General features: G+C 58.1%; 6 protein-coding genes. All 6 read left to right on the top strand.

Annotated elements, in window-relative coordinates:
- The first annotated feature begins 4 nt into the window (after window positions 1-4).
- The 6 genes from flgJ (at window position 5) to FQ185_RS18465 (ending at window position 12907) form a co-directional block, all read left to right on the top strand.
- On the top strand, window positions 5-1309 hold the full coding sequence (gene flgJ, locus FQ185_RS18490; protein ID WP_149418666.1) for a flagellar assembly peptidoglycan hydrolase FlgJ: 1305 nt from the start codon (window positions 5-7) through the stop codon (window positions 1307-1309).
- 22 nt (window positions 1310-1331) lie between these two features.
- Window positions 1332-3392 carry a flagellar hook-associated protein FlgK gene (flgK, locus tag FQ185_RS18485; RefSeq protein WP_149418665.1) on the top strand — a complete coding sequence of 687 codons (2061 nt, stop codon included), beginning with the start codon at window positions 1332-1334 and terminating at the stop codon, window positions 3390-3392.
- Between the two features lie 13 nt (window positions 3393-3405).
- Window positions 3406-4953: a flagellar hook-associated protein 3 gene (locus FQ185_RS18480; RefSeq protein ID WP_149418664.1), complete on the top strand. Its 1548-nt coding sequence runs from the start codon at window positions 3406-3408 to the stop codon at window positions 4951-4953.
- A 71-nt stretch (window positions 4954-5024) separates the two neighbouring features.
- Window positions 5025-8591 (top strand): glycosyltransferase, encoded by a 3567-nt coding sequence (locus tag FQ185_RS18475; RefSeq protein ID WP_149418663.1) that lies wholly within the window; start codon window positions 5025-5027, stop codon window positions 8589-8591.
- Window positions 8592-8647: 56 nt separating this feature from the next.
- Window positions 8648-11374 carry a glycosyltransferase gene (locus tag FQ185_RS18470; RefSeq protein ID WP_149418662.1) on the top strand — a complete coding sequence of 909 codons (2727 nt, stop codon included), beginning with the start codon at window positions 8648-8650 and terminating at the stop codon, window positions 11372-11374.
- Between the two features lie 183 nt (window positions 11375-11557).
- A complete protein-coding gene (locus FQ185_RS18465) occupies window positions 11558-12907 on the top strand; it encodes a bifunctional 2-polyprenyl-6-hydroxyphenol methylase/3-demethylubiquinol 3-O-methyltransferase UbiG (RefSeq protein ID WP_256730435.1) in 1350 nt (449 codons plus the stop codon).
- The last annotated feature ends 7 nt before the right edge of the window (window positions 12908-12914 follow it).

Genomic DNA, 12914 nt, shown 5'->3' with positions numbered 1-12914 from the left:
GACCATGGATATGCGCAAGGGCGGTTTGGGTGTCGGCAGTAGCGATTCGGGTTCTTATTCGGACTTGAATCGCTTGAACCAGCTCAAGGTCGGCGACAAGAACAGTGACGGAAACATGCGCAAGGTTGCGCAGGAATTCGAGTCGCTGTTCCTCGGTGAAATGCTCAAGTCCATGCGCTCGGCCACCGATGCGCTGGGCCAGGACAATCCGCTCAACACGCCGGCCGCCAAGCAATACCAGGAAATGTACGACCAGCAGTTGGCCGTTTCCATGTCCCGCGAGGGCGGCGGTATCGGTCTGGCGGACGTGCTGATGCGCCAGATGTCGAAGAACAAACCGTTGGCGCCGGGCGAAGCGGCTGCAGCGTCTGCCGCCAAGCAAGCGGCCGCGAAAGCCGCGATGGAAACACCGATTGCCGCTGGTACGACCGCCACCAACGGGCCGCTGTCGCGCCTCAACGGTGAGCGTCCATTGTGGGCTTCGCGCTCGGTGAAGTCGTCGGCAAATACGGGTGAGGGCGCTCACCACAATGACATGGCGCTGATCAATCAACGGCGCCTGGCCTTGCCGCCAAAACTGGCTGATCGTTTGCTGGCCGGTCTCGTGCCTTCCGCCGAGACGACCGCCACCACGACGATAGCCGCGACGGTCAACAAGATGCCATTACCGGAGCGCTTGGCGTCCACCGGTTCAGGGCCGTTGTTCAACGGTGATTGGCTGGCGAATGCGCAAGCGGCTTCGAATCCAGGCTTGCAGATTCATGGGCGTGCCGTCGCGCAAATTCCCTTGGCGCCAGCGAAGAAAGCCTTCAGTTCCTCCGATGAATTCGTCAACACCATGCTGCCGATGGCCAAAGAGGCCGCCGAACGCATTGGTGTCGATCCGCGGTACCTGGTGGCGCAGGCCGCCCTGGAAACCGGTTGGGGCAAATCGGTCATGCGCGCCCAGGATGGCAGCAGCAGTCACAACCTGTTCGGCATCAAGGCCAGCAGCAATTGGAAGGGCGAGTCGGCACGCGCGATCACCAGCGAATTCAGGAATGGCGAGATGGTCAAGGAGACGGCCGAGTTCCGTTCCTACGACTCTTACAAGGACAGCTTCCATGACCTTGTGACTTTGCTGCAAACCAACAATCGCTATCAAGATGTTGTGAAGTCGGCCGATAACCCAGAACAGTTTGTGCGCGAGTTGCAAAAGGCCGGTTACGCAACCGACCCGGACTACGCTAGCAAGATTTCGCAGATAGCCAAGCAGATGACGAGTTACCAGAACTACGCTGCGGCGGGCGCTACCACCACGCCTTTATAGGCATAGCTATAAGGTCTGAACCATGAGTTTGCTCAATATCGGGATGTCGGGGCTGTCTGCCAGCCAAGCGTCGTTGATGACCACGGGTAACAACATTGCCAACGCCGATACCGCTGGTTACTCGCGTCAGCAAACCGTGCAGGGCACCAAGTCCTCACAGCAGTTCGGCAACGTGTTCATCGGCACCGGCACGACCCTGGCCGATGTGCGCCGGGTGTACAACAGCTACCTGGATGCACAGTTGCAGACCACCACTTCGCTCAACAGCGATTCGGCCGCGTATTTGGGCCAGGTCAGCCCCTTGGACAAATTGTTATCGGATAGCGGTACCGGCCTGAATGGCGCCTTGACCAAGTTTTTCGCCTCGGTGCAGAACGTCAACGCCAAACCCGGTGACGATGCTTCCCGCCAGTTACTGCTCAGCGATGCCCAGGCCTTGAGCAACCGTTTCAATTCGGTGTCCAGCCAGTTGAACGCGCAGAACGCGAACATCAACGGCAACCTGACGAACATGGCCGATCAGGTCAACAAGCTGGCCGCCACCGTGGCGCAGTTGAACCAGAAGATTGCCGAGATTTCCAGCGCCGGTGGCATGCCCAACGATCTGCTCGACGCCCGTAACGAGACCGTACGCCAGCTCTCGACCTTTACCGGCGCACAGATAGTCGAGCGCGAAGGTAGCGTCGACATTTATTTGGGCAGCGGTCAGCCGCTGGTGATCGGTAACACCGTCAACAAACTCGAAGTCGTAGCGGGCAAGGACGATCCTAACCGGTTGTCGCTGCAACTCAATCGTGGTTCCAGCACCATCGATATCACGTCGATCATGACCGGCGGCGAAATCGGCGGCTTGCTGCGTTATCGCAGCACCGTGCTCGACCCGGCCATGAACGAACTGGGCCGCGTCGCCCTGGTCGTCGCCGATCAGATGAACAGTATTCAGGCCCAGGGCATCGACAAGAACGGTGACTTCGGTTCGAACCTGTTCAACAGCATCAACTCGGCTGCTCAAATTTCTCAGCGCAGCATTGCCAGCACGAACAACGTGGGTACCGGCAACTTCGATGTGAGCATCCAGGACACCGGCAAGCTGACCATCAACGATTACAAGGTCACGTTTACCAGTGCTACCGATTACACGGTTCAGCGCCTGCCGGACAACACGTCCATGGGCAGCTTCAGCACAGCGCCGCCGGCAACGGCCCCGGTCTTCGACGGCATTGAGCTGAAGTTCAGCGCGGCCTCTGCCACGGTTGGCGACACCTTCAAGATCACCCCGACCCGCAACGCCGCGAGCAACATCAAGACCGAGATGACCGACTCCAAACGTCTGGCCATCGCGGCTCCGTTGGGCGCGGCAATTGCGGCAGGCGGCAGTGGCACGCTGACGATTCCGGCCAGTGGTCAACCGACGCTGACCACCCAGTTCGATATCTATGACGCGGCCACTACCTCCGCGATGCAAAACGGCCTGAAAAACTCCACACCGACCAAGATCGTGTTTGGTGATGTTTCCGCCGACGGAGCCAGCCAGACGTACCAGTTTTTGGATGCCAAGGGCGGAGTGATCAGCAGTGGCACCATCAAGCCTGGCGAGAGCAACACACTGAGCCTGAATATCCCGCTCAAGGATGCCAGTGGTGCGCCGATCCCGCCTGCGCCCGCCACTCAGTACACCGTGAGCTTCGACATGACCGTCGCTGGCGCACCTGGCAAAGGCACCGCGATCAATGTTTCGCTCAGTCAGCCGGGTACGCTGGACAACCGCAACGGCACCGCACTGGCGGGTCTGCAGACCAAGCAGACCGTAGACACCGGCTCCGCCAGCAAAGGCATTTCGCTGAACGACGCCTACGGCAAACTGGTCGAGGGTGTCGGCTCCAAAGCCGCTCAGGGCAAGCTCGACAGCGCCGCGACCGGCGCGATCCTGGCCAACGCCAAGGGCGCCCGCGACTCGTTGTCCGGTGTCGACCTCGACGAGGAAACCGGCAACCTGGTCAAGTATCAGCAGTACTACACCGCCTCTTCGCAGATCATCAAGGCTGCGCAGGAAATCTTCAGCACATTGATCAACAGTCTTTAAGGAGTCGTAGCCCATGCGCATTTCTACCGCCCAGTTTTACGAGTCCTCTGCTGCGAACTATCAGAAGAACTTTGCCAACGTGGTCAAGAGCAGCGAAGAGGCCAGCAGCCTGGTTCGCGTGAATACCGCTGCAGATGATCCGGTCGGCGCTTCGCGCTTGCTGCAATTGGGGCAGCAGGCTTCGATGCTTGATCAGTACAAGGCTAACACCAACACGATCAAGGCGACCCTGGGCCAGGCCGAGTCAGTAATGACCAGCATCACCAACGTGTTACAACGTGCCAAGGAACTGGCCATTGGTGCCAACAACGCGGGTTATACCGATGCCGACCGACAGGCCAACGCTTCGGAATTGGGCCAGATCGAAGAGCAGCTGTTGAGCCTGATGAATAGCCAGGATGAAAACGGCAAGTACATCTTCGCCGGCTCTAAGGGCGATACCGTTCCGTTTACACGCAATTCCGACGGCACCTACAGCTACAACGGCGATCAGGTGACCCTGAACCTGCCGATCGGTGACAGTATGTCGATGGCCACCAACAGCACCGGTTGGGACGTGTTCCAGCAAGCGATCAATACCAGTCGCACTCAGGTCACCGGGTCGATGAATGACGGTCTTGTGACCCTGTCCAACGGGCAAGTGAGCTCGAATGTGACGTACAACAACAAATTCCGCGGCGGCGAGCCGTATCTGATTGAATTTGTCAGTGGGACCCAACTGAGGATTACTGACGGCCTCGGTAACGACGTGACCAATGAAGCCACCCAGGGTGGGGTGATCAACGCTAGCCAGAACCAGAACATCAGCTTTCGCGGTGTCGACCTGACCCTGAACTTCAACGATCCTGCCGCACCGTTGACCGGGCGGACGTTCACGCTGGAAGGCAAGCCGGATACCTTCAACGTTTCCCGTGGTCCCGGCAACCCGAGTCCGGTACAGGTGACCGGTACCCGCATTACCGATCAGGCCGCTTACAATGCCAGTTTCCCGAACGGCTCGGCGGTGCTGAAATTCACCAGTGCTACCACGTTCGACTTGTACGCGGCGCCGATCACCGCCGACAGTCAACCCGTCTCCAGCGGCACGATGGTGGATAACACCGCGACCGCATCCGGTGTGGAGTTCACCCTGAACGACACCGTAGCCGACCCTCTGCAGAACGGCGATCAGTTCAACATTGCGGTCAACACTCACGAGACCCAGAACATTCTGGACACCGTGAGCCAGTTGAAAACCGCACTCAATACACCGACCAACGGCGATGCAGTCGCGACCCAGAAGCAGCAAGCGGCGATGACGGCCGGCATGGGCAACCTGACCAGCGGTCTTGATCAGGTGTCCTCCAGCATCAGTTCGGTCGGCGGCCGCGGTGCGGCGCTGGACACTCAGGTCGAGTCCAACGAAGCGTTGGTGCTGGCAAATACTCAGACGCAATCGACCATCCGTGATTCGGACCCTGCCGAGGTCATGACGCGGTTGACCTTGCAACAAAACATGTTGCAGGCCTCTCAACTGGCGTTCAGCAAAATCGCTTCGCTCGGGCTGTTCAATCGGCTCTGATAGAACCTCCTCGCTGCATCCACCCAGGTGACGACTCATCGTCACCTGGCGTTCTTTCCAGGTTTACCCAAATGAACGAACCGCTACTTGTCAGCATCGCTATTCCTGCCTTCAATCCTGAGTTTTTCCGCGGCACTCTGCTCAGCGCACTCAGTCAGGATTACCCACATCTGGAAGTCGTCATCTGCGATGACAGCTCCGGTCCAGAAATTGAGGCGATCTGCGAAGAGCTGGGCAAGGCATCTTCGGTAACCCTGCGTTATGTGCGTAATTCCCAGCGTTTGGGTTTTGCCCGCAATCTGTTGGCCTGTTTGAGTCACGCATCAGGCGAGATGATCAAGTTCCTCTGCGACGATGACACCCTGATTCACCAGTGCGTCAGCCGGCAGGCCAAAGTGCTGCAGGAAAATGAGGAGGTCAGCATAGTGATCGGCCAGCGATTGCTTTGCGATGCTGACGACATACTGCTTCCTTCTCGTTTTCTCAATTGCTTGATCTCGCCGGCGAGTGCAGTGCTCCATGGCGCGGACTTGCTGGCGTGTGTCGCCGATAATACGGTCAACCTGTTTGGCGGTATCAGCCATGCACTATTTCGTCGTGCTCAGGTCGAGGAATACCTTGAGACACTGGTGCAGGACGGGAAGGGTTTTGTCGCACGCCTGGATATGGCTCTGTACATTTGTTTGCTGCGTCGCGGACATCTCGCCAGTTTGGACCAGCTCTTGAGCTTTGAGCGCATTTATGCGGGCAGGCTCAGTCATCAGGTGGTAATGACTGAGGCGGTTACCGCTGAGAGTGAGTGGCTGCTGCAGATGCTGGCCGCGCGCACCAGTGAGAAGGCACCGGCCGACGGCTATGTTCGTTATCTGCCGTTGGCTTCGTATTACGGTGGCAGTGACCCGGCGTGGGAAGAACTGGATGTTCGAAACTTCCTAACCAAACAGATCGCGACCTTCAACCAACAGGTGGGTACGCACAGCCTTGATTTCGCTGAGTTGTATGCCGAATGGCTGGAGTGTCGCAGTTTGTCGGAGGGGCAGCTACGCCTGCTACCCAAACGCATCGAACAGTGGCCCTGCCAGCCGCGCATCATGCCGGTGGTGTTTTGTGATGAGGGCGATGAGCTTGCCCTGCGCGCGACTTTGGACAGCCTGACGGCACAGTCGTATGTTGCCAGCCGTATTCTGTTGCTGGGTCCCGCCAACTCAACGCTCCCGACCGTCGCCGGGGTTCAATATCAGGTTCGCCAGGGCGACGGATTCAAGCAGATCAATACCTTACTGGCGAATGACGGTCAGGTGGACTGGATACTCCTGCTGCAGGCAGGTGATCGTCTACACCCCCATGCATTGGTCATAATGGCCGAGCGCATGGCATTGCGTGCAAATATCTTATGCCTGTACAGCGATGAAGGGAGGCATGATGGGCGAGCGTCCTCCATGCCAATCTTCAAGCCGGATTTCAATCTCGATCTGATGCGCAGCTTGCCCTATGTTGGGCGTCAGTTGGCGTTCAAGTGTGAGGTGTTATCTGCGATAGGTGGGTTCGACGAACAGTATGCGGGTCTGGCTCCACACGACTTGCTCTGGCGCTTGGTCGAAACCCACGGTGTGCATGTGGTCGAGCATGTACCTGAAGTGCTCGTACAGAGTCAGTACAATTATGCCGACTGGATGCGTGAGTCATCCATCCAGGAGCTTGCCGCACCCGTGGTGCGCGCGCACCTCCAGCGTCTGGGCATATTGGCCCAGGTAGACAGTACCCCGGATAGCCTGATAACCCGGGTGCGCTATCAGCATGAACAGTCGGCCAGTGTATCGATCCTGATTCCGGCCACAGTGGACCTGCTCACATTGCGGCGTTGTGTAGAGTCTCTGTTCGAGCACACCCGTTATGGCCCGTATGAGGTACTTCTGATCGCCAGCGGTGAGGAGTCAGCTGATGTACAGGGCTGGTTGAGGGCAATGGAAGGGCTGGGCGATGAGCAGTTGCGGGTAGTTCGCGTTCAATCCCAATGTCGAGCGCAGAGCCTCAATCAAGCCAGTGAGCATGCACGGGGCGATTATCTTTTGATGCTGGATGCGGGATGTGCATTGTTCGACGGGCAGTGGCTTGACGAACTCATGCTCCAGGCTCAGCGTCCAGAAGTCGGGGTAGTCGGGCCCAAGCTGTTCGGCCGAGATGGCACGGTTGCATCGGGTGCTTTGGTATTGGGTCTTAGAGGGCTGGCAGGTAATCCATTTTTGGGCCGTGTCGGTGATAGCAGTTATCTTGACCGCTTGCGCTTGGTACAGAATTGGAGCGCCTTGAGTCTGGATTGCTTGTTGATACGGCGGGAATTGTTCCGTGAGTTGCAAGGACTGGACACTGATTCGCTGCAGCAAGGTTGGTTCGATGCCGACCTGTGCCTACGGGCACGCGAGCTTGGCTACTTGGTCGTTTGGACTCCTTTTTCGAAAGTGGCTCGATTGGGCGTGACGAGCCATTCTCCGAGCGTCGATCAGGAGGCCGATCAGCAGGCGTTCTACCAGCGGTGGCTGCCCAGCGTCGCTTGCGACCCCAACTACAATCGGAACCTGAGCCTGATCCAGGGAAGCTTCAACCTTGAACCCGGGTTGCGTAGTGGCTGGGATCCTTTCATTGATCGAGCGATGCCTTCAGTACTGGCCTTGCCATTCAATGCTTCGGGTGTCGGTCATTACCGCGTCATCCAGCCATTCACTGAGTTGGAGCGCGCCGGCTGGATACAGGGACGACTCAGCTACAACATGCCGACACCGGTCGAGGCGGAACGTGAAAAGCCGGATGTGATTATTGTGCAATTGCGCTATGCGAACGAGAGCATCAAGGAAATCGCGCAGCTCAAGCAGTTCTCCAGTGCCCGGCGAATCTTTGAAATCGACGACTACGTTATTGATCCGCCGAAAAAGAACGACCATGTCCGAAACTGGCCCGGCAATGTGGGTCAAAAGCTCAGTCAGGCCATTGGCCTGTGTGATCGGCTGGTCGTTTCCACCGAGCCATTGGCCGATGCGCTGTCACACATGCATCACGATATTCGCGTGGTACCCAACATGCTGGCGGCATCGCTGTGGGCTGGGCTGACCAGTGAGCGTCAGACGAGCATCAAGCCAAGGGTCGGGTGGGCTGGCGGTACCAGCCACCGAGGTGATCTGGAGCTGATGCTGGAGGTGGTCCAGAGCCTGGCCGATGAGGTCGACTGGGTATTCTTCGGTATGTGCCCGCAGATGCTGCTGCCCTACGTGAAAGAGTTCCATAAAGGAGTACCGCTTGCCCAGTATCCGCAGAAGTTGGCCAGCCTCAACCTTGATTTGGCCCTGGCGCCGCTTGAGCAGAACCTGTTCAACGACTGCAAGAGCAACCTGCGGCTGCTGGAGTATGGCGTGTGCGGCTTTCCGGTGATCTGTACCGACACCAAAGCCTATGCAGGCTACCTGCCATGCACGCGGGTACGTGAAAACTCGACTGAACAGTGGCTGGAGGCAGTTCGCATGCATTTGTCGGACCCTCAAGCCAGCTACCGCCAGGGCGACGCCCTGCGTGAAGTAGTGTTGCGAGACTATCTGCTTACACCGCGACATCTGCAGCACTGGGCGAATGCCTGGCTGGCGGACTGAATCCTGACGCTCGGCCACGCCGGGCGCTGAACCCATCATTTTGAAACAGGTACGCTATGAACATAATCGCAACCGGGTCGCGCAATGATGTAACGGTCGTTCTGCTTGGACATGCGCAGGTCGATCACCGTGCGCGGGCACAGCACTTCTACCAACAGGCAGGCGTGCCTTGTCTGGCGCTGGAGTCATTGCAGGCCAGTAGCAGTGCGTTGTGCAGTCAACGGCTGGCTCAGGCGCTGCAACAGGTGACAACGCCGTTGGTGATGCTGGCGCTGGATCCCGACTTCATTTTACCTGCCGCCTTGGACAACGCCGCCGTTCGTTTGCAGGCTGCTTCGCAGTTAATTGGTGCTCAGGGTTACGCACTGTCCTATGAGGTCGGCAATGGGCAAGTGGCCTATCACAAAGTGGGCTCTGCCCTGGCGCCCTTGTCCGAAGAGAGCGCCACTGCGCGTTTAGGGCAGTATGCTCATGCCGCTCAGCCCGCGTGGCGAGCGGTACTGCGAGTCGGGGCTTTGCAGAGCGCACTGGCGCTGTTGCCAGACCACCTGGATTTTTCCGGCTGGCGTGTAGCGTTGTCTTACGCACTGCTGGCACAAGGTGGAATCGAATCCGTCGAGCAGACCGATGTGGTATGTGAGTACGCGCCTTGCACGCTGCCAGTTGCCGCCCGGGAAGAGCAGTTCACCCAAGTTGTTCGCGCATTGCTGCAGTGGGATGCGGCCGGGTTCGGCCTGTGTACCGATGAGTCAGGTTTTACGCTGCTCAACCGTTTTGTCCGCAACACTTATGGCTCACAGGAACAGCCGCTTCTGTTCACCTCGTCCTGGGCGAGCGTTACAGAGGGGCCTGAGCGGGTGTTCGAGCCGCGTCAGTTCGTCGAGCTGCCGTACTACAACGGGGCGTTGTTCGATTGCTTGACCACGCTGGAGTTCCTCTGTCATGGCTGGCCGACGGGGGAGCGGCAGTACCAGGCTCTAGAGGGCAGTTGGGTCCGCCAGCGCGAACTTCTGCTGACTCACCCTAACGATACCTCCGGGAGTCTTCAGCATCGTTACTTGCAAGCGCTGGCGCTAGGTCTGTTCAATCGCGAAGTATGTCAGCGGTTGGCCGATTCCTTGGCCTGCGAGAGCGACGACGCTAATACCGGAGAGATGAATGATTGGCTCCAGCGGCTGGCGCAGACCCAGTCGTACGATCCGCAGCAGAGCCTGGCCGCTACGAACTCTGGCCAGATACTTGCGAAGCTGGCTGCAGCGACGCCGGATGATGTGGCGCGTGAGCGTGTGTTGGCGCATCTGACGCGCTCGCCCGCTGAGCAAGTTGCCTTTGTGGTGCTGGACCTGACCAACGATGACCGCGCGCTGCAGGCCACCTTCGACAGCCTGCTCGCCAGTGGGTTGCGCAATTTCAAGTTGTTGGTTCTCAAGGCTGGCAAGTCGCCGGTGATCACCACGCCACGTGATGCCTTGCACTTCATTCAAGTTACAGAAGACAACTGGATCGCCCACCTGAACCAGGCAGTGCGCCAATTGCCGAGTGAATGGCTGCTGTTGATGCAGGCGGGTGAGCAATTGCTCACTGGCGGATTGCTGCACTTGTCGTTGGAGCTGAGTAACGCTAAGGCCTGCCACGCTATTTGTGCCAACGAAGTGCAGCGCGATAAGGAAGGGCGCTTGAACAGCGTCGTACGTCCAGGTGCCGATCTTGATCTGCTGCGTGGTCAGCCTGCCCTGATGTCTCGCCACTGGCTGGTACGACGTCAGGCCGTGCTTGATCTGGGAGGCTATAGCGATGCCCAGCCTCAGGCAGTCGAGCTTGACCTGTTGCTGCGTCTGGTGGAAGCGCAAGGCGTGGTCTGCCTCGCTCATCTGGATGATTACCTGGTACTTGGCGAACACCCGTCGCAGGAATTGACCACGCAAGCCCAGGTGGTGCTGGAGCGCCACCTGAGGCAGCTGGGCTATCGTGGTCACGTCAGTGGCAGCGGCGTATCCGGGTTGCAGATCGATTTTCGTCATGCCGCTACGCCATTGGTCAGCATCCTGGTGGCGAGTGAGGAGAGGGGGGCGTCTTTGCAGGCGTGCCTGGCTAGCGTGCTGCAACGCACGCGCTACCCGCGTTATGAAGTGATAGTGGCTTGCACTAATAATGGTTCTGATGAAATAGACGAGCAGCATGGGTTGGGTAACCGTGTACGGGTGTTGAGCGCAGAGTCTGGTGCTTCGCGTAATGACTTGCTCAATCTGGCGGCGAGTCAGGCCAAGGGCGAGTATCTGGTGCTGTTCTCGGTGGGCGGAGAGGTCATCAGTCCCGCCTGGCTCGAAAGCTTGCTCAACGAGGCCCAGCGCCCGGAAGTTGGCGTTGTGGGAGGCGCGTTGTATAGCGCTGATTCCACCTTGGCTCATGCCGGTTATGGCCTGCTGAGTGGTCCACAGGTTGATACACCTTGGCTGGGCGCCGCTGATCAGTGGCGCTTGTCAGTGCGTGGTTGCGCGGCCGTTTCCGGGGATTGCCTGATGGTGAACAAGGCACTATTCGAACAGTGCGGCGGTTTGCAGGCACTGCCTGGGGCGGATGTTGAGTTGTGCCTGCAAGTACAGGACGCGGGCCTTACGGTTGTATGGACACCGCAGGCTCAGGTTCGCGCCACAGGTCTGTCGGCACCTGATGCCAGTGTTGCCCAGGCGCTGGCCGAACGCTGGCCGCAGGCTTTTAGTGGTCGGGCGTCTGACGAGCGACTGAGCCCTGAGGGCGAGTTGGCCTGGATGGCGATGTTGTAATCGCCTTGGTGTGATTTGATCGGTTCAAGTGGGGCCGCTCTCTAGTCAGGGGGGCAGCCTCACATTGTAATTCACTGGGTACTCTGGCGCGTGATACTGCGACGCCGTGGGTCGGGTGTCCTTGTCAAAATTCAATAACTAAGTGCCCGCATGAAACCTATTCGAATCGTATGTGGAACGCGCGTGTCTGAGCAGGAGTTTTCCACGAAGACTGCTCTTGGCCGATCCTTGTTGATCCACCAGGCGGCCAATCCTGTGGAAATCAGGCTGTTTGCAGAGAACAAGCAGGGGCTTTCGACCATCTACAACCGCGCGATTGATGAGGCCAGGGAAAATCCTGCCATTCTGGTGTTCGTTCATGACGATGTGCACCTGTGTGACTTCTTGTGGAGCGAGCGGATACGCGAAGCGGTGGTAACTTTCGATATTGTCGGGCTTGCAGGCAATATACGGCGTGTTGAAGGTCAACCCGCGTGGGCCTTCATTGACGATCGGTTCACTTGGGATCAGCCGTGCTTCCTGAGCGGTATGGTCGGGCACGGTAAGAGTTTCCCTTGCACTGTCTCGAATTTCGGGCGTGTGCCTCAACCCTGCAAATTGCTCGATGGGTTGTTGCTTGCGGCAGACAGTGAGCGCCTCGAACAGGCCGGGGTGCGCTTTGACGAGCAATTTGAATTTCACTTCTATGACATGGATTTCTGTCGTTCAGCTGAACTGAACGGGTTAAGCATGGGCACGTGGCCGCTGAGCGTCGTGCATGAAAGCGGAGGGGCGTTCGGTACGCCCGCGTGGCGCGAGAGCTTTCGCCGTTATCAAAACAAGTATGGCGTTGCAGACATCCGAAAGCCTCAGGAGACTACTGTGCAGAAACAAACACCGGTCCATCAGTTCCATAACCCTGATTTACTCAAGCTGATGCCTGCGAATGCCAAGCGTGTTGTGGAGGTCGGTTGCAGCTCTGGTGCGCTCGCGCGCGAATACAAAAAACTGAACCCCGATGTTCATTACACGGGGATTGAGATCGATGCAGGTTATGCGGAGCTCGCACGCGAGCACTGTGATCGTGTTCTTGACATGAACATCGAAACGGCCAGCGCTGATTTGCTTGCTGGCGATTTGGCCGCTGACTGTTGGGTCTTTGGGGATGTGCTTGAACATCTGTACGATCCATGGTTGCTCTTGCAGAGAGTCCGTGAAGCGAGCGTGCCTGGCAGCTGTGTAGTCGCGTGTATTCCGAATGCCCAGCACTGGAGTGTTCAGGCGCGGCTCAGTGTGGGTGACTTCCGCTATGAAGATTCCGGCCTGTTCGACAGGACTCATATCCGCTGGTTTACGCTGGTCACCATGCTCGAAATGTTCAACCAAGCAGGTTTGACTGTCGAGGCGGGGGTGCCGCGTGTTTTTGACGAGCCTGAGCGCGAAAAATATCTCCCGATGATCCATGCGATGGCTGCCGCGGCCGGAAGAGATCCGGAACTGGCTGTTCAGGATGCGCTGCCATTGCAGTACGTGTTCAGGGCTGTGGCCGGTTGAAGTTCGG

The organism is Pseudomonas sp. ANT_H12B (assembly GCF_008369325.1).
Taxonomy (GTDB): domain Bacteria; phylum Pseudomonadota; class Gammaproteobacteria; order Pseudomonadales; family Pseudomonadaceae; genus Aquipseudomonas.
The sequence above is the reverse complement of the archived record's forward strand: the minus strand, read 5'-3'. Positions and strand labels throughout refer to the sequence as shown.